Source organism: Rhodopseudomonas sp. (assembly GCF_036404135.1).
Classification (GTDB): Bacteria; Pseudomonadota; Alphaproteobacteria; order Rhizobiales; family Xanthobacteraceae; genus Rhodopseudomonas_A.
Genome location: NZ_DASWPE010000167.1, coordinates 1 through 17,128 on the forward strand (window position 1 = coordinate 1; position 17,128 = coordinate 17,128).

A 17,128-nucleotide genomic window follows, 5' to 3' on the forward strand; every position below is an offset into this window, starting at 1 on the left:
GGCTTCGGCAACGACGAGACCATTGCGGCATGGACCGCCTTGTTCGACGGCCCGCTGAAAGGCAAGCCGGTCAGCCGCGTCATCATCACCCACGCGCATCCCGACCACATCGGACAGGCCGGCTGGATGGTCGAGCGCTTCGGCTGCCCGTTTTATATTTCGCAGATCGAATATTTGCAGGGCGTCTATCACCGCAATCGCCGGACCGAAGAACGCATCGTCAATTCGCGGCAGTTCTTTCGTCGCCACGGCATGGACGAAAACATCACCGAACAGCTGATCGGCCGTGGTCAGGATTATCTGAAGAAGACCGCGCCGCTGCCCGCAGCCTATCGCCGGCTCTCAAACGGACAGGACATTACGATCGGCAAGCGCAGCTTCCGCATCATCACCGGTGCGGGCCATTCGCCGGATCAGGTCACGCTGTATTGCGCGGCCGATAAATTCTATCTCTCCGCCGATCAGGTGCTCAGCAAGATCTCGCCGAATGTCAGCGTCTGGGCGCACGAGCCGGACGAGAATTCGCTCGGCGCCTATCTGCGCTCGCTCGGCCAGCTCGCCGAGAGCCTGCCCGACGACGTGCTGGTGCTGCCCGGCCACGGCCTGCCCTTCTACGGCGTCAAGATCCGGATCAAGCAGCTCGCCGATCACCATGAAGAGCGTTGCCAGATGATCGCCGCGGCCTGCCGCGAGGAGGCGATGACCTCGGCGGCGCTGGTGCCGATCGTGTTCCACAAGCATGTGCTGGACGCGCACCAGACCGGCTTCGCGGCCGGCGAGTTGATCGCCCACGTCAACTACATGCTGTCGCAGCAGCGGCTCGGCGTGGTCGAGAGACCCGACGGCGTGCTGCGTTTCCAGGCGATCTGACGGCCGTCCTCGAAAGCCGGAACTCCGGGTTAATGCATTGATCCCGGTCAAGGTTTGATCCGCGCCGCGAGCAACCCGGAGGCTCGGTCGCTGCGGCCTTTCGGGGGTTTTCCGGCTCGACATCGCGCTTTGAAGAGTTCTAATACACTCCCGCGACACAGGGTCGCGATCGATGACGTCTCAGGTTTGCTCCGATGAATTACAACCAGTTTTTCGATGACGCGCTCGGCCGGCTGCATCATGAGCGGCGCTATCGTGTGTTCGCCGATCTGGAACGGATCGCCGGCCGCTTCCCCAATGCCACCTGGCATTCGCCGAACGGGCCGCGCGACGTCGTGATCTGGTGCTCGAACGACTATCTCGGAATGGGACAGCATCCGAAGGTGGTCGGCGCGATGGTCGAGACCGCGACCAGGCTCGGCACCGGCGCGGGCGGCACCCGCAATATCGCCGGCACCCATCATCCGCTGATCCAGCTCGAGCGGGAACTCGCTGATCTGCACGGCAAGGAAGCCGCGCTGCTGTTCACCTCGGGCTACGTCTCGAACCAGACCGGCATTTCGACGCTGACCAAGCTGATCCCGAACTGCCTGATCCTGTCCGACGCGCTCAACCACAATTCGATGATAGAGGGCATCCGGCAGTCCGGCTGCGAGCGCGTGGTCTGGCGCCACAACGACGTGGCGCATCTGGAAGAACTGCTGAAGGCTGCCGGCGCCGACCGGCCGAAGCTGATCGCCTTCGAAAGTCTGTATTCGATGGACGGTGACGTCGCGCCGCTGGCCAAGATCTGCGATCTCGCCGAGAAATACGGCGCGATGACCTATTGCGACGAAGTCCACGCGGTCGGCATGTACGGCCCGCGCGGCGCCGGCGTCGCCGAGCGCGACGGCGTGATGCACCGCATCGACATCCTGGAAGGCACGCTGGCCAAGGCCTATGGCTGCCTCGGCGGCTATATCGCCGGCAAGGCCAATGTGGTGGACGCGGTGCGCTCCTACGCGCCGGGCTTCATCTTCACCACCGCGCTGCCGCCGGCGATCTGCGCCGCGGCCACCGCCGCGATCCGGCATCTGAAGACCTCGACCTGGGAGCGCGAGCGCCACCAGGACCGCGCCGCCCGGGTCAAGGCGATCCTCAGCGCCGCCGGCCTGCCGGTGATGCCGACCGACACCCATATCGTGCCGGTGTTCGTCGGCGATGCCGAGCGCTGCAAGAAGGCCTGCGATCTCTTGATCGAGCAGCACGGCATCTATCTGCAGCCGATCAACTACCCCACCGTCGCCAAGGGCAAGGAACGGCTGCGCATCACGCCGTCGCCGTATCACGACGACGGGCTGATCGACCGCTTGGCCGAGGCGCTGGTGATGGTGTGGGAGCAGCTCGACCTGCCGTTCGGCGCCAAGTCGATGGCCGCCGAATAGGCCGCCTCGCAGCCAGGAGGCGGCCGAGTTGGCCGCCTCTCGGCTTGATGGCGGCCGAACAGGCCGCCGCGGCCCTTGGCGACCATTGCCCTCTTCCTGACGTCCGTGAGCCGCGGCAGGCGAAAAAGCCTGTCGCCTGCGCCGGCCTGACGCGCTAGATATCGACGGCGTGGGCCGCGCGATGCCCATGCTGGCCGACGTCCTCCGGAGGGGGCAAACGCGATGCTGCACGATTGGGCCGTGATCGCTGCCGCGTTCGGCTATATCGGCTTTCTGTTCCTGGTCGCGAGCTATGGCGAGCGGCTATCGCAGCCGCAGCGGCAGCGCTTCGGCACCCTGATCTATCCATTATCGCTGGCGATCTATTGCACGTCGTGGACGTTCTTCGGCTCGGTCGGCGTCGCCAGCCGCAACAGCGTCGATTTCCTGGCGATCTATATCGGCCCGATCCTGATGGTGGCGTTCTGCGCGCCGCTGCTGTGCCGGGTGATCGATCTTGCCAAATCGCAGAACATCACCTCGATCGCCGATTTCATCGCCGCGCGCTACGGCAAGAGCCAAGCGGTGGCGGCCACCGTGGCGATCATCGCCATCGTCGGTTCGGTGCCCTACATCGCGCTGCAGCTGAAAGCGGTGGCGTCCTCGCTGCAGACCATCCTCGGCGACGATCAGGTGATGTCGAGCATGCCGATCGTCGGCGACATCGCCTTGATCGTGGCGCTGACCATGGCGCTGTTCGCGGTGCTGTTCGGCACAAGGCAGACCAACGCCACCGAACATCAGCACGGCTTGATGCTCGCGGTCGCCACCGAATCCATCGTCAAGCTGGTCGCCTTCATCACCGCCGGCGCCTTCGTCACCTTCTGGATGTTCAGCCCGCACGAACTGATCGAGCGGGCGATGAAGACGCCGGAGGCGGTCCGCGCCATCGACTACGTTCCCTCCGGCGGCAACTTCCTGACCATGGTGCTCTTGTCGTTCTGCGCCATCATGCTGCTGCCGCGGCAGTTTCACGTCAGCGTGGTGGAGAACTCCTCGAGCGCCGAGGTCGGCCGCGCCCGCTGGCTGTTTCCGCTGTATCTGGTCGCGATCAACCTGTTCGTGATTCCGATCGCGCTGGCCGGACTGATCACCTTCCCGTTCGGCGCGGTCGACAGCGACATGTATGTGCTGGCGCTGCCGCTGCAGGCCAACGCGCCGTATCTCAGCGTCGCGGTGTTCATCGGCGGGCTGTCGGCGGCGACCGCGATGGTGATCGTCGAATGCGTGGCGCTGGCGGTGATGGTGTCGAACGACCTGGTGATGCCGCTGGTGCTGAAGCGCGGCGCCACCCCGCGCGACGACGCGCGCAGCTACGGCACCTTCCTGCTGACGGTGCGCCGGGTGGCGATCTTCGCCATCCTGCTGATGGCCTATTGGTATTTCCGCGCGCTCGGCAACACCCAGCTCGCGGCGATCGGGCTGTTGTCGTTCGCCGCCATCGCACAATTCGCGCCGGCGTTCTTCGGCGGGCTGATCTGGCGGCGGGCGACCGCGCGCGGCGCCATCGGCGGCATGCTGATCGGCTTTGCCGCCTGGGCCTATACGCTGTTTATGCCGAGCTTCCTCGACGGCAACACCGCAGGCGTGCTGCTGCTGCAGCACGGCCCGTTCGGCATCGAGGCGCTGCGACCGCGGGCGCTGTTCGGCGCCGACCTGCCACCCTTGTTGCACGGCGTGCTGTGGAGCCTGTCGCTGAACATCCTGGCCTATGTGGTGCTGTCGCTGTGGCGGCAGCCGTCGTCGATCGAACGGCTGCAGGCCGCGGTGTTCGTGCCGGCGGCGCTGAAGCCGATGGCGCCGGCGTTCCGGCGCTGGCGCTCGACGGTGACGGTGGCGGACATCCTCGGCGCGGTCGCGCAATATCTCGGGCCGGAGCGGGCGGGCGAGGCGTTCCGCGCCTTCGCGGCGAGCCGCCGGGTCAATATCGAGCCGGCGGCGCCGGCGGATTTTGAATTGCTGCAGCACGCCGAACATCTGATCGCCTCCTCAATCGGCGCGGCGTCGTCGCGGCTGGTGCTGTCGCTGTTGTTGCGCAAGCGCACGGTCTCGGCCGAGGCGGCGCTGAAACTGCTCGACGATTCCCATGCCGCGCTGCATTTTAACCGCGAGATCCTGCAGACCGCGCTCAACCACGTCCGCCAGGGCATCGCGGTGTTCAATCCGGATCTGCAGCTGATCTGCTCGAACCGGCAGTTCGGCGAGATCCTCGGGCTGCCGCCGCACATCGTGCAGATCGGCATCCCGCTCACCGAGATTCTGGAATTTCTCTCGCTCAGCGCGCCCGGCCTCGGTGACAGCGAGCTGCAGACCCAGATCCGGCTCGCCGCCTACACCACCGAAGGCGCGCCTTACATCGAGCGGATGCAGGACCGCCATCTGGTGATCGAGGTGCGCGCCAACCGGATGCCCGACGGCGGGCTGGTGATCACCTTCTCCGACGTCACCCCGAGCTTCGAGGCCGCCGAGGCGCTGGAGCGCGCCAACGCCACGCTGGAAAAGCGGGTGCGCGATCGCACCGAGGAACTGACCAGGCTGAATTCGGCGCTGGCGCTGGCCAAGAGCACCGCGGAAGAGGCCAACATTTCCAAGACCCGGTTTCTCGCCGCCGCCAGCCACGACATCCTGCAGCCGCTCAACGCGGCGCGGCTCTACGTCACCAGCCTGGTCGAGCGGCAAAGCGGCGGCGACGACGCCAAGCTGGTGGAAAACATCGACGAATCGCTGGAGGCGATCGAGGAGATCATCGGCGCGCTGTTGGATATTTCGCGGCTCGACGCCGGCGCGATGACGCCGTCGCTGTCGAGCTTCGTGATCGGCGATCTGATGCGCTCCTTGGAAATCGAATTCGCGCCGATCGCCCGCGCCAAGGGACTGAAGCTGAGTTTCGTGCCCTGCCTGCTGCCGGTGGAGTCCGACCGGCTGCTGCTGCGCCGGCTGATGCAGAACCTGATCTCCAACGCCATCAAATACACCCCGCAGGGCAAGGTGCTGGTCGGCTGTCGGCGTCGCGGCCAATCGCTGCAGATCGGCATCTACGACACCGGCGTCGGCATCCCGATCTTGAAACGCGGCGAGATCTTCAAGGAATTTCACCGGCTGGAGCAGGGCGCGCGGATCGCCCGCGGGCTCGGGCTCGGGCTGTCGATCGTCGAGCGGCTGGCGCGGGTGCTCAACCACGGCATCGCCCTCGACTCCAACAAGAGCGGCGGCTCGTTCTTCTCGGTCACGGTGCAGATCGCCAATATGGTCAACCACACCGCGGCGGTGACCAGCGCCACGCCGCTGTCGCGGGCCTCGATGGCTGGCATTCTGGTGGCCTGCATCGAGAACGATCCGGCGATCCTCGACGGCATGAAGACGCTCTTGACCACCTGGGGCGCCGAGGTGATCGCGGTGGGAGATCCGGAAGCCGCGATCAAGGCGATCGAGGCCGCCGGTCGGCCGGTCACCGGGCTGTTGGTCGATTATCATCTGGATCGCGGCAACGGCATCGCCGGCATCCGCGACATCCGCCATCGCTTTGGCGAACGGATCCCGGCGATCCTGATCACCGCCGATCGCAGCCCGCGGGTCCGCGCCGCGGCGCGCGACGACAATATCTCGGTGCTGAACAAGCCGGTGAAGGCGGCGTCGCTGCGGGCCTTGCTCGGGCAGTGGCGGGCGCAGCAGCAGGTGGCGGCCGCGGAATAGCCGGCTTCGATATCAATTCACCAAGTTATTCCGGTCACCGGGTCATTCCGGGGCGCGAGAGCGCAAGCTCAAGCGAGCCCGGAATCTCGTCCCGCTGGCGAGCTTCCACTTGCAGCAAGATTCCGGGTTCGCTCGCCGCAAGGCGGCTCGCGCCCCGGAATGACGGCAGTGAGGCCGGGAGGTTCCGAAGCTTGCCGAGCGATCTTTATAGCGTTTTCGAGCGAAGTGGATCCCGGTTCGCGTGAAGAAAACGCGTCAAAATAACAATCCAGAGCTCCGGTTCTGATTCTATCAGAACCGGAATAGCTCTAGACTGCGCTGAAAAGCCGTGCGGCCGGTGCGAAGCGCTTACGGCGGGGATGAAGGGGATGGCCTACTGCGGGGTATCCTGCCGCCATTGGCTGCCGGAGATCTTGGCGGCGGCGATCACCGCCTGGGTCCGGCTTTCAACGCCGAGCTTCTGCAGGATCGCCGAGACGTGGGCCTTGATGGTGGCTTCCGAGACGCCGAGCTCATAGGCGATCTGCTTGTTCAAGAGCCCTTCCGACAGCATCATCAGCACCCGCACCTGCTGCGGGGTCAGGGTGATCAGCCGATCGCGCAGCTTGGTCATTTCCGGATCGGCGGCGGCGTTGAGGTCGATATCCGGCGGCACCCAGACGTCGCCGTCCAGCACCTTCTGGATCGCATCCTTGAGCTTCTCGACCCCGAACCGCTTCGGCACGAAGCCGGAGGCGCCGAAATCCAGCGAGCGCCGGATCGTGCCGACGTCGTCGCTGGCCGAGACCACCACCACCGGGATCGCCGGATATTGCGCCCGCAGGTATATCAGTCCGGAAAACCCGCTGATCCCGGGCATCGAAAGGTCCAGTAAGACCAGATCGACGTCGGCGTCCTGCTCCAGGATCGCGGTTAGCTCCTCGAAGGTTCCGGCCTCGCCGATCTTGGCGGTGGGGACGACGCTTGCGACCGCGTGCCGCAGGGCGTCACGAAATAGCGGATGATCATCGGCGATGATGAGGTGCGTGCTGGCTGTGGGGGTCATTTACTCTGACGGCGGTTGGAACTGCGCTCGTCCCGCACGCAAAACGCGGGGAAAATCACATATGCGCAATTCTCGCCTGACCGCAGACGTCTGGCAAGCAAACAATTTTCTACACTTAACGGCAATTGCCGCTGTTCGCGCATGCAGCGCGGAATCTTTTGCACTGCATCACAACTTTGGAGAGCCGGGCGGCGGGCCGAAAGTCGTATTGGGCGAAATTTGGCGCCGATGTTACCTTGTTGCCAATTCTGCGCAGCACACCGGCTGAGATCGGGGCGCGCGGGCACGAGCTTTGACTCAGAATACTCACGGGGAGGACGTTCAAACATGTCGACGATTGCTGTTGCACCAGTCCGTACGGGAGGGATGACGAAGGACGAACGTTTCGTCATTCTCGCGTCATCACTCGGCACGGTGTTCGAGTGGTATGATTTTTACCTCTACGGTTCGCTGGCCAGCATTATCGGCGCGCAATTCTTCAGCGCCTATCCGCCCGCCACCCGCGACATCTTCGCGCTGCTCGCCTTTGCCGCGGGCTTCCTGGTCCGCCCGTTCGGCGCCATCGTGTTCGGCCGCGTCGGCGACATCGTCGGCCGCAAATATACCTTCCTGGTCACCATTCTGATCATGGGTCTGTCGACCTTCATCGTCGGCCTGTTGCCGAATGCGGCGACCATCGGCATCGCGGCGCCGATCATCCTGATCGGTCTGCGGCTGTTGCAGGGCCTGGCGCTTGGCGGCGAATATGGCGGAGCCGCGACCTATGTCGCGGAGCACTCGCCGCCCGGCAAGCGCGGCTACTACACCTCGTTCATCCAGACCACGGCGACGCTCGGCCTGTTCCTGTCGCTGATCGTCATCCTGTTTACCCGCACCATTCTCGGCGAGCCGGAATTCGCCGCCTGGGGCTGGCGGGTGCCGTTCCTGGTCTCGGTGCTGCTGCTCGGCGTCTCGGTCTGGATCCGGCTGAAGCTGAATGAATCGCCGGTGTTCCAGAAGATGAAGGACGAAGGCAAGAGCTCCAAGGCGCCCTTGACCGAAGCCTTCGCCAATTGGAGCAACGCCAAGATCGTGCTGATCGCGCTGCTCGGCGGCACCATGGGGCAGGGCGTGGTGTGGTACACCGGCCAGTTCTACGCGCTGTTCTTCCTGCAATCGATCCTCAAGGTCGACGGCTACACCGCCAACCTCTTGATCGCCTGGTCGCTGTTGTTCGGCACCGGCTTCTTCATCTTCTTCGGCTGGCTGTCGGACAAGATCGGCCGCAAGCCGATCGTGCTGACCGGCTGCCTGATCGCCGCGCTGAGCTTCTTCCCGATCTTCCGGATGATCACCTCCAACGCCAACCCGGCGCTCGAAAAGGCCATCGAATCGGTCAAGGTTCAGGTGGTGTCCGATCCCGCGCTGTGCGGCGATCTGTTCAACCCGGTCGGTACCCGCGTGTTCACCGCGCCGTGCGACACCGCACGCGCCTATCTCGCGCAGTCCTCGGTGAAATACTCGACCTCCTACGGCCCGGCCGGCTCCGGCGTGAAGGTGCTCATCAACGGCACCGAGGTGCCCTATGTCGACGCCAAGACCTCCAACCCGGCGGTGCTGGCGGCGGTGCAGGGCGCCGGCTATCCGAAGGCCGGCAACGCCGACATCGTCAAGATGTCGAACCCGTTCGACATCTTCAAGCCGCAGACAGCGGCGGTGATCGGACTGCTGTTCATCTTGGTGATCTTCGTCACCATGGTGTACGGCCCGATCGCGGCGATGCTGGTCGAACTGTTCCCGACCAAGATCCGCTACACCTCGATGTCGCTGCCCTACCACATCGGCAACGGCTGGTTCGGCGGCCTGTTGCCGGCGACCGCCTTCGCCATCGTGGCCTCGACCGGCGATATCTATGCCGGCCTGTGGTATCCGATTATCTTCGCCTCGATCACCTTCGTCATCGGCCTGATCTTCATGCCGGAAACCAAGAACGTCGACATCGGGCGCAGCTAAGTTTCTCGGTCCGGCGGCGCGCCGCCGGATCGCTCGCGCAATCAACCACGGCCGCGGCGCAATCCGCGGCCGTTTTGCGTTCTCGGCGAAATCAACGTGCTTCAGGGTGCTGAGCAGTCATTCCGGGGCGCAAGGCCGAAAGGCCGAGCGAACCCGGAATCTCGCAACAGGTCCGGCGCTTGAGCCCGCAGCAAGATTCCGGGTTCGCTCGCAGCTTGCGCTGCTCGCGCCCCGGAATGACCGCGCAGGCGCCAGGCATTCAACGCGCCATTGCGAGGAGCTGTTGCGACGAAGCGATCCAGCTCTACTTGCGTGGCCCGGGATTGCTTCGCTCTTCGTTCGGCGCCGCGCGCCGCCCGCGGCTCGCAATGACAAGCCTCCCCCGATTTGCTCGCTGCTTTCGGACGGGCTCTCAGCGCGCCGCGCCGAGAAATTGCAGCATCACCTCGCGCAAATGCGCCCGGCGGCGGTGTTCGATCAGATAGATCGCCTGCCAGGTGCCGAGCGCCAGCTTTCCGTCGAGCACCGGGATCTGCAGCGAGCTTGCGGTCAGCATGGTTTTGACATGCGCCGGCATGTCGTCCGGCCCCTCGCTGTCATGGGTCCAGGGCGCGGATTCCGGCGCCAGCCTTTGCAGCACGCTCATCAGGTCGGCGAGCACCGAGGGGTCGGCGTTTTCCTGCACCGTCAGCGACGCCGAGGTGTGGCGGATGAACAGGCTGGCCGCGCCTTCGCGGGCCTCAGCCTCGGCGATGAAATTGGCCAGCTCGGCGGTCAGATCGACGAAGCCCGCGCCGGCGGTGCGCACCGTCAGCACGCGCGAGACGACAACATTGGCGGCCACGCCGGACAGCGGCGCGCGCGAGATGGATGTCGCGGACGTCATCATCAGATCTTGCCGTCGCCGCCGACGTCCTTCTGCATCCGGTTGGCGAGGTCGACCAGCTTGCGCCAGGCGTGCTCGAGGAACGCGGTCAGCCGGTCGAGGTCGCGGTCGCTCGGCAACGGGATTTCCAGCTTGCGCTCGCCGTCCTTCGAGGTGATCTCCGGCTTCTTCAAGGAGTCGGACTTCGGCAGCGCCTCGTCGATCTTGCCGCTTGGTTCGCGCTGGGCCAGCTGCGCCTGCAGTGCGTCATTGTCGCGCCGCAGCTGCTGATTGTCGCTCTTTGACGTCTCGAGCTCGGCCTTCAGCCGTTCGGCGTCGCGCTGCAGCCGGCCGATCTCGGTATCCAGCGCGGCGCGCTCGTCGGGCATCGCCAGGCAGGCCCAGCCATTGCCCTTGTCGGAACAGATCGACGTCGTGCCGGTCCGGGTGTCGAGGCGAATCACCCCGTCGCTGGAAGGCGCCAGCGTGAAGCGGCCGTTCTCGGTGTCGGGCGCCGATTGCGCGGCCGCCGCGCCGGGCAACAGCACGCCCGCCGCGCCGGGCAACAGCAAGAGCGCGCAGGCCACCGCGGCGCCGCGATAATTTTTAGCTGTGGGCAACTGCGCCAGCGTCAGCTTTGCCGTCATCGCCACCACCTCCGCTCGCCCCTTACCTCCATCTGGTCAGCAATCCTGCCAGCGGAAGGGGGCGCGGCCGGATTTCAGCGCGTCGGCCAACAGCTCGATGCGGTCCTGGCCCCAGAACACCTCGCCGTTCAGCACATAGGCCGGCGAGCCGAACACGTCGGCGGCGATCGCATCCTGCCGGTTCTGTTCGTAGACGGCGCCGACCGCCGCGGTTTCGGCGCGCTGCACCAGGGCCTCGCCAGGCAGACCGGCGGCGTCGGCGAGCCGGATCAGCGTCGCCGGATCGGCCAGATCAAGCTCGTCTTCCCAGACCGCGGCATAGCCGCGGCGCAAAAATTCGTCGGGATCGTGGCCGGCCTCGCAGGCCGCGATCACCACGCCATCGGCCAGCCGCGCGTTGAACGGCCAGTGCTTCGGTCGGAGCTGAAAATCCAATCCGCGCTTGGCGCGCCAGCGTTGCAGCTCGACCATCCGGTAGCGCTGCCGCGCCGGGTGGCGCTTGTTCAAAGGCAGCCCGCCGGTCTCCGCGAACAGCTCGACCAGCACCACGGGCTTGTAATTCACCTTGAGATCATAGGCACTTACCACGTCGCGAAAGGCCTGATGGCCGAGATAGGCCCACGGCGATGGCAACGAAAAATAATAATCGACGACTTGGGGCATGCGCGGGTCCGGTTGGCTGCGAAACAGGCGGGAGCCGCATCGGAGCAGAGCCGATGCGACGGCGCAAGGCGGGTGCCGTCGCGGGCCAACTGTTGCAGTGCGACGTTTGGCGCCGGGCGTTTTCAATTTTCTGCAATAAAATCAAGCAAATCAACGAACTACGCGGATCCCTGGGAATCTTGACTTGGCTTTATGTGGTCAGTATGGTCCGCGCGGCTTTTGAGGGTGAACGGGGCGTTACTTCCATCAACCGCCGCTGGGTTCGGGTCTCCACATCATGACGGACGACACCGGGCACGGCAGCGAACGAAAAGATGGTAGCCCTCCGTCCTCCGAGGAAGCTGCGCTTTCCGCAAGGCTCGAAAGCCTGGAGCAACGGTTATCCCAATCGCGGGCGAGCCGGAAAACCCAGGCGGACCAATCCGGAACAGGAAGTGAAAACGCACAAGCCAGGGCCTCGGCCTTTGCGCGCGGCTTTCAGCTTTCCTCCGAACTGGTCGTGGGCGTTGTTGCTGGGGCTGCGATCGGGTGGGGGTTCGACCGTTTGCTGTCGACCTCGCCCTTCGGACTCATCGTGTTTTTCCTGCTCGGCTTCATCGCCGGCCTGATCAACCTGATACGGTCCGCGGGGCGTGGCTCCTGACCGGACCAGGCGCCGGCGAACGCGCTGCGAGACGATAGATGTCACTGTGCCGGCCTTGCCGGTGGACCGAGAGATGCCGCGCGGATGATTGATCCGATTCACCAGTTCAATATCGAAAAGATCTTCACCATTGGCCACATCGGCGGCCAGGAGATCGCCTTCACCAATTCCTCGGCTTACATGCTGGTCGCGGTGGCGGTGATTTCGCTGCTGATGATCGGCGGCTCGGCCGGCCGGCAGATGGTGCCGGGCCGAATCCAGTCGCTGGCGGAGTTATCTTACGAATTCGTCGCCAACACGATCCGGTCAACCGCCGGGGTCGAGGGCCTGAAGTTCTTCCCGCTGGTGTTCTCGCTGTTCATGTTCATCATGGTCTCGAACATCGTCGGAATCATCCCCTACACCTTCACCATTTCCAGCCACATCATCGTCACCGCCGCTTTGGCGTTCTTGGTGTTCTTCACGGTGGTGATCTACGGCTTCTACAAGAACGGGCTCGGCTTCTTTAAGATCTTCGTGCCGTCGGGCGTGCCGGTGTTCATTCTGCCGCTGGTGGTGTTCATCGAGGTGTTCTCGTTCTTCCTGCGGCCGATCTCGCATTCGGTGCGTCTGTTCGCCAACATGCTGGCCGGCCACATCGCGCTGAAGGTGTTCGCAAGCTTCATTCCGCTGTTGGCGGGGCTCGGCATCGCCGGCTATTTCGGCGCCGTGCTGCCGCTCGGTATGGTGATCGCGCTGACCGCGCTCGAGCTGCTGGTCGCGTTTCTCCAGGCCTACGTCTTCGCCATCCTCACCTGCATCTATCTCAACGATGCGTTGCACGCGGGCCACTAAGCCCGCTCTCTCAAGCCAAACCTCAACAGGAGCGTTTCATGGATCCGATTGCCGCGAAGTACATTGGTGCTGGTATTGCCTGCATTGGCATGGGTGGCGCCGGCGCCGGCGTGGGCATCATCTTCGGCAACTACCTCGCCGCTGCGGTGCGCAATCCCTCGGCCGCCCAGGGCCAGTTCGGCAACCTGATCTTCGGCTTCGCCGTGACCGAAGCGCTCGGCATCTTCTCGCTGCTGATCGCGCTCTTGCTGCTGTTCGCCCTCTAAGCTTTTGACGGAGAGGCCCGCAAGGGTTTCGATCGTTCGGACAGGAGTATCCCGTGGCTGAAGGTCATGGCGACGCTAAGGGCACCATCGCCCACACCGAAGCGGAAGGCGGCCACAAGGCTCCGTTTCCGCCGTTTCAGAAGGACACCTTTGCTTCGCAATTGGTGTCTTTGCTGATCGCATTCGTGGCGCTCTATCTGATCGTCTCGAAGATCGCGTTGCCGCGGGTCGGCGGCGTGCTCGACGAGCGTGCCAAGCGGATCGAGGACGATTTCGCCGCGGCGCAACGGCTGAAGGGCGAATCCGACGACGCGCTGAAGGCCTATGAGAACGAGCTGGCGGAAGCGCGCGCCAGGGCCCAGGCGATCGGCGCGGAGACGCGCGAGCGTCTCAACGCGGCGTCCGAAGCCGAGCGCAAGTCTCTCGAAGACAAGCTCGCGGCCAAGCTCGCCGACGCCGAAAAGACCATCGCCGCGACGCGTGAAACCGCGATGAGCAACGTTCGCGGCATCGCCGCCGACGCGGCCGCGGCGATCGTGCAGCAGCTCTCCGGCGTCGTGCCCGACGGCAAGTCTCTCGACAGCGCCGTCGACGCCAGCTTGAAGGGATCGCAGGCATGACTGAGCTTCTTGCCGACCCGGAAACCTGGATCGCCGTCGCCTTCGTGATCCTGCTGGGCGTGTTCGGCTATGTCGGGGTGCACCGCACGGTGCTGAACTCGCTCGATAAACGCCGCGATCGCATCAAGGCCGAACTCGACGAGGCCAGCCGGCTCAAGGACGAGGCCGCCAAGCTGCTCGCCGAATACAAGGCGCGCCGCGCCACCGCCGAACGCGAAGCCCAGGACATCATCGCCAGCGCCAGGGACGAAGCCGAACGCATCGCGGCGGAAGCCCGCGCCAAGCTGGAAGATTTCGTCGCCCGCCGCACCAAGACCGCGGAGAGCAAGATCGCGCTCGCTGAGGCCCAGGCGGTGGCGGATGTCCGCTCCGCCGCGGCCAATGCCGCGGTCGCCGCCGCCTCGACCATCCTGTCGCAGTCGGTCAAGGGCGAGGTCGCCGATGGCCTGCTCGGCAAGGGCATCGCCGAGGTTCGCGCCAAGCTGAACTGAGCAGGTTTCCATCGTTTTGCACGACAGCCGGCGCCCTCGCGCCGGCTGTCGTCGTTTGGGGCCGACGACAAGCTCCCGCCGATCGTCGCGCAATGACGCGGGATGATCGTACCCGTCAGGCTGGCGGTGGCCGCGCATCGTGGTTAGATTGATGCGGCGAGGCTGCGTTGCGCGTCAGGAGCCAATATCCCCGGGGCCTTATCGATCCTCACGGGAACTGTCCCTGGCCGGGTCCGTGGACCCGGTCACATGGTGCCCACCTACTTTCGTAGGGAACTCCGGGATCGAGCGCTTCAACGGCTATTGTGGCTTCGCACTTTGCGTTGTCCGGCGACGCTCCCCGCGTCCTCCCGGCTCGCGCCGTCGTGCTGACGTGCTCCCCGCGTCGCCGGCACGGCGCTTGAGTCCGGGACGCCGGGCCGGACGGTGGCGGATGTCGATCTCATTGCTCAACGCTGAAAAGACCATTTTGCGCGCCGTGGCGCTGGCGCGGCGCCAAGCGCTCGGCGACACGGACCGCGCCGCCGCGGCGCAGGCGCTGGCGCGGCGGCCGTTTCCGCTCGCTGTCGGGCCCGGCGACGTGGTCGCCGGCTATTTCCCGTTGCGCAACGAGTTCGATCCGCGGCCGCTGTTGCAGGCGATGGCCGCCCATGGCGCGCTGCTGGCGCTGCCGGCGATCGTCGCGCCCGACCGGCCGCTGGCATTCCGCGCCTGGCGCCCGGACGACGTCTTACCGTGCGGCCAATTCGGCATTCCGGAACCCGCGGTCGCGGCCGAATCCGTCGTTCCGAGTATAGTGCTGGTGCCGCTGGCGGCGTTCGACCGCGCCGGCCATCGTATCGGCTATGGCGGCGGCTATTACGACCGCAGCCTCGAAGCGCTGCGCCGCCAAGCTGCGGTCACCGCGATCGGGCTCGGCTTCGCGGTGCAGGAAATCCCGCTGGTTCCAGCGCTGGCGCACGACGCCCGGCTCGATCTTGTGCTAACGGAAGCCGAGACGATCGATTTCCGGAGTTGAGATTTTGCGCATCCTGTTCATCGGCGACGTGGTCGGCAAAGCCGGCCGCACCGCGATCGCCGACTATCTGCCCGGCGCGATCCGCGACTGGAAGCTCGATCTGGTGATCGTCAACGGCGAGAACGCCGCCGGCGGGTTTGGCATCACCGAGGCGATTTACAATGATTTCATCGACGTCGGCGTCGACGCGGTGACGCTCGGCAACCACGCCTGGAATCAGAAAGAGGCGCTGGTGTTCATCGAGCGCGCGCCGCGGCTGATCCGCCCGGTGAATTTTCCGCGCTATACGCCGGGCCGCGGCGCGGCGCTGATCGACGCCAAGAACGGCGCCCGCGCGCTGGTGATCAACGCCATGGGCCGGGTGTTCATGGAGCCTTTGAACGATCCGTTCGCCGCGGTGGGCCGCGAGCTCGAGGCCTGTCCGCTGGTGGAAGCCGCCGATGCCATCGTGCTGGATTTCCACGGCGAGGCGTCGAGCGAGAAGCAGGGCATGGGGTTTTTCTGCGACGGCCGCGCCAGCCTGGTGGTCGGCACCCACACCCACGTGCCGACCGCCGATCACCAGATCCTGCCCGGCGGCACCGGCTACATGACCGACGCCGGCATGACCGGCGATTATGATTCGGTGATCGGCATGCACAAGGACGAGCCGCTGCGCCGTTTCGTCACCGGGATTCCGTCCGGCCGGTTCGAGCCGGCCAACGGCGCGGCGACGCTGAGCGGCGTCGGCGTCGAGACCGATGACGCGACCGGCCTGGCGCTGTGCATCGCGCCGGTGCGGCTCGGCGGCCGGCTCGAGCCGGCGGTGCCGGGGTTTTGGGTGGCGGCGGAGTAGCACCCGTTTGGTGTGCAGCTATCGCGTCTCATCAAGAAAGCGCCGGCACGCCATCCCCAACGGGTCATTCCGGGGCACGAACAGCGAAGCTGTGAGTGAACCCGGAATCTTGCTGCGGGGAACGGCGCGATAGCCGTTGCGAGATTCCGGGTTCGCTCGGGCTTCGCCCTCGCGCCCCGGAATGACGTTCTCGTGTGCAGCGGCGCGCGCACGATAGATACCAGCCTCTGCTGCACCCGCCGCGGGTGGCCGCTCACGCCACCGACTTGACCGTTGTCAGTTGCTTGATCTTCCGCGCGTGCTGCACCGCCTGCTGCGCCGCGGCGCTGTGGGTGAACAGCTCCAGCTCCTCGGTGTCGTGGTTGTGGACCGGGGTCAGCGCGGTGTCGGTGTAGTTCATCCGGTTGGGGTCGTTGCGCACCTTGCGGCGCAGCGCATCGATCCACAGCCAATGCCTGAGGCTGCGGGACAGCTTGGTCGCGACCTCGACGACGAGCTTCGGATAGAACCGCCACGCGGGCTCCAGCGGCAGCGACGAGCGGCGGTCGGTGCGCCGCTTCAGCCGCAGGATGCCGCCCTGCAGCGGGTGCACCTTCTCGATCGCCACCATCGAGGAGAACAGATAGATCATCGACGCCAGCCGCGAGATGCCGCCGCCGGTGGCCGCGGCGCGGCGCAGCATCCGCTCGACGTGCTCGGGCGTGTAGTAGGCCGACCATGCCGAGAGGTAAGCGCCCTCCCACTCCGGCCGGCTCATTTTGGGATGCGCGGTGACGACGTGCTCGATGTCGTAGCGGTTGAGGTCGGCGTCCATCGCCACGCCCTGCCTGAACAGGGTCTGGTGATCCTCCGAGCCCGGCAGCGGCGTCAGACAAAAGAACTCCAGAATATCCAGCGGCAGCTCGTTCTGGATGATGGCGATGTCCTCGGCGATCGAGGCCGGGGTGTCGTGCGGAAAACCGAGGATGTAGCCGGCATAGGTCAACACGCCGGCCTGCTTCCAGGCCAGCAGCATCCCGCGATATTCGGTGATCTTGTTCTGCCGCTTGTTGGCGGCGGCGAGATTCTGCGGATTGATGCTCTCCAGTCCCAAAAACACCCGCACCACGCCGGCGGCCTTCGCCTTGTCGATGAATCCCGGGATCTTGTGGCATAGCGTATCGACCTGGATCACCAGCTTGAT

At 65.3% G+C, this 17,128-nt stretch carries 15 protein-coding genes, 1 other RNA gene and 1 pseudogene; 12 read left to right on the top strand and 5 right to left on the bottom strand.

Features of this window, described 5'->3' with window-relative positions; genetic code table 11:
* The 3 genes from VGC77_RS19260 to VGC77_RS19270 form a co-directional block, all read left to right on the top strand.
* Positions 1-870: MBL fold metallo-hydrolase (locus VGC77_RS19260; protein ID WP_331173177.1), on the top strand; the 870-nt coding region annotated here is incomplete at its 5' end.
* A gap of 194 nt (positions 871-1,064) precedes the next feature.
* A complete protein-coding gene (gene hemA / locus VGC77_RS19265) occupies positions 1,065-2,294 on the top strand; it encodes a 5-aminolevulinate synthase (protein ID WP_331173178.1) in 1,230 nt (409 codons plus the stop codon).
* A gap of 222 nt (positions 2,295-2,516) precedes the next feature.
* A complete protein-coding gene (locus VGC77_RS19270; RefSeq protein WP_331173179.1) occupies positions 2,517-6,026 on the top strand; it encodes a hybrid sensor histidine kinase/response regulator in 3,510 nt (1,169 codons plus the stop codon).
* A gap of 373 nt (positions 6,027-6,399) precedes the next feature.
* On the opposite strand, the gene VGC77_RS19275 is transcribed toward VGC77_RS19270, so the two are convergent.
* Positions 6,400-7,071, bottom strand: coding sequence for a response regulator transcription factor (locus VGC77_RS19275; RefSeq protein ID WP_331173180.1), 672 nt, complete (start codon positions 7,069-7,071; stop codon positions 6,400-6,402).
* Between the two features lie 327 nt (positions 7,072-7,398).
* Between VGC77_RS19275 and VGC77_RS19280 the strand changes: the two genes are divergently transcribed.
* Positions 7,399-9,063, top strand: a complete 1,665-nt coding sequence (locus tag VGC77_RS19280) for an MFS transporter (protein WP_331173181.1) — start codon at positions 7,399-7,401, stop codon at positions 9,061-9,063.
* 412 nt (positions 9,064-9,475) lie between these two features.
* On the opposite strand, the gene VGC77_RS19285 is transcribed toward VGC77_RS19280, so the two are convergent.
* Genes VGC77_RS19285 through VGC77_RS19295 form a run of 3 tightly spaced genes read right to left on the bottom strand, consistent with a single transcriptional unit; the run spans position 9,476 to position 11,238 of the window.
* Positions 9,476-9,949: a secondary thiamine-phosphate synthase enzyme YjbQ gene (locus VGC77_RS19285; RefSeq protein ID WP_331173182.1), complete on the bottom strand. Its 474-nt coding sequence runs from the start codon at positions 9,947-9,949 to the stop codon at positions 9,476-9,478.
* Positions 9,950-9,951: 2 nt separating this feature from the next.
* Positions 9,952-10,575, bottom strand: a complete 624-nt coding sequence (locus VGC77_RS19290) for a hypothetical protein (protein ID WP_331173183.1) — start codon at positions 10,573-10,575, stop codon at positions 9,952-9,954.
* A gap of 36 nt (positions 10,576-10,611) precedes the next feature.
* On the bottom strand, positions 10,612-11,238 hold the full coding sequence (locus tag VGC77_RS19295) for a 2-hydroxychromene-2-carboxylate isomerase (protein ID WP_331173184.1): 627 nt from the start codon (positions 11,236-11,238) through the stop codon (positions 10,612-10,614).
* A gap of 277 nt (positions 11,239-11,515) precedes the next feature.
* On the opposite strand from VGC77_RS19295, the gene VGC77_RS19300 reads away from it, so the two are divergent.
* From VGC77_RS19300 to VGC77_RS19335, 8 genes are all read left to right on the top strand, one after another.
* Positions 11,516-11,881 carry an AtpZ/AtpI family protein gene (locus VGC77_RS19300; protein ID WP_331173185.1) on the top strand — a complete coding sequence of 122 codons (366 nt, stop codon included), beginning with the start codon at positions 11,516-11,518 and terminating at the stop codon, positions 11,879-11,881.
* Between the two features lie 84 nt (positions 11,882-11,965).
* Entirely contained in the window at positions 11,966-12,715 is a 750-nt protein-coding gene (locus tag VGC77_RS19305) for a F0F1 ATP synthase subunit A (RefSeq protein WP_331173186.1), read from the top strand.
* Between the two features lie 38 nt (positions 12,716-12,753).
* Entirely contained in the window at positions 12,754-12,981 is a 228-nt protein-coding gene (locus VGC77_RS19310) for a F0F1 ATP synthase subunit C (protein ID WP_009796340.1), read from the top strand.
* A gap of 53 nt (positions 12,982-13,034) precedes the next feature.
* Positions 13,035-13,601, top strand: coding sequence for a F0F1 ATP synthase subunit B' (locus VGC77_RS19315; RefSeq protein ID WP_331173187.1), 567 nt, complete (start codon positions 13,035-13,037; stop codon positions 13,599-13,601).
* Complete coding sequence (locus VGC77_RS19320; RefSeq protein WP_331173188.1) at positions 13,598-14,092, top strand: ATP F0F1 synthase subunit B; 495 nt, start codon at positions 13,598-13,600, stop codon at positions 14,090-14,092. The genes VGC77_RS19315 and VGC77_RS19320 overlap by 4 nt, the downstream gene beginning before the upstream one ends.
* A gap of 156 nt (positions 14,093-14,248) precedes the next feature.
* Positions 14,249-14,408, top strand: a non-coding RNA gene (gene ssrS, locus VGC77_RS19325) — 6S RNA.
* Positions 14,409-14,525: 117 nt separating this feature from the next.
* The gene (locus tag VGC77_RS19330) at positions 14,526-15,110 is read left to right on the top strand and encodes a 5-formyltetrahydrofolate cyclo-ligase (protein ID WP_331173189.1); all 585 of its coding nucleotides are present in this window, start codon (positions 14,526-14,528) and stop codon (positions 15,108-15,110) included.
* A 4-nt stretch (positions 15,111-15,114) separates the two neighbouring features.
* Positions 15,115-15,945, top strand: a complete 831-nt coding sequence (locus VGC77_RS19335; RefSeq protein ID WP_331173190.1) for a TIGR00282 family metallophosphoesterase — start codon at positions 15,115-15,117, stop codon at positions 15,943-15,945.
* A gap of 253 nt (positions 15,946-16,198) precedes the next feature.
* Here the strand turns inward: VGC77_RS19335 and VGC77_RS19340 are convergent.
* A pseudogene (locus VGC77_RS19340) lies at positions 16,199-17,128 on the bottom strand (radical SAM protein); the annotation flags it as partial.

Coding starts and splice junctions, on each gene's coding strand:
- hemA (WP_331173178.1), top strand. CDS start 1,065: ATGAATTACAACCAGTTTTTCGATGACGCGCTCGGCCGGCTGCATCAT.
- VGC77_RS19270 (WP_331173179.1), top strand. CDS start 2,517: ATGCTGCACGATTGGGCCGTGATCGCTGCCGCGTTCGGCTATATCGGC.
- VGC77_RS19275 (WP_331173180.1), bottom strand. CDS start 7,071: ATGACCCCCACAGCCAGCACGCACCTCATCATCGCCGATGATCATCCG.
- VGC77_RS19280 (WP_331173181.1), top strand. CDS start 7,399: ATGTCGACGATTGCTGTTGCACCAGTCCGTACGGGAGGGATGACGAAG.
- VGC77_RS19285 (WP_331173182.1), bottom strand. CDS start 9,949: ATGACGTCCGCGACATCCATCTCGCGCGCGCCGCTGTCCGGCGTGGCC.
- VGC77_RS19290 (WP_331173183.1), bottom strand. CDS start 10,575: ATGACGGCAAAGCTGACGCTGGCGCAGTTGCCCACAGCTAAAAATTAT.
- VGC77_RS19295 (WP_331173184.1), bottom strand. CDS start 11,238: ATGCCCCAAGTCGTCGATTATTATTTTTCGTTGCCATCGCCGTGGGCC.
- VGC77_RS19300 (WP_331173185.1), top strand. CDS start 11,516: ATGACGGACGACACCGGGCACGGCAGCGAACGAAAAGATGGTAGCCCT.
- VGC77_RS19305 (WP_331173186.1), top strand. CDS start 11,966: ATGATTGATCCGATTCACCAGTTCAATATCGAAAAGATCTTCACCATT.
- VGC77_RS19310 (WP_009796340.1), top strand. CDS start 12,754: ATGGATCCGATTGCCGCGAAGTACATTGGTGCTGGTATTGCCTGCATT.
- VGC77_RS19320 (WP_331173188.1), top strand. CDS start 13,598: ATGACTGAGCTTCTTGCCGACCCGGAAACCTGGATCGCCGTCGCCTTC.
- VGC77_RS19330 (WP_331173189.1), top strand. CDS start 14,526: ATGTCGATCTCATTGCTCAACGCTGAAAAGACCATTTTGCGCGCCGTG.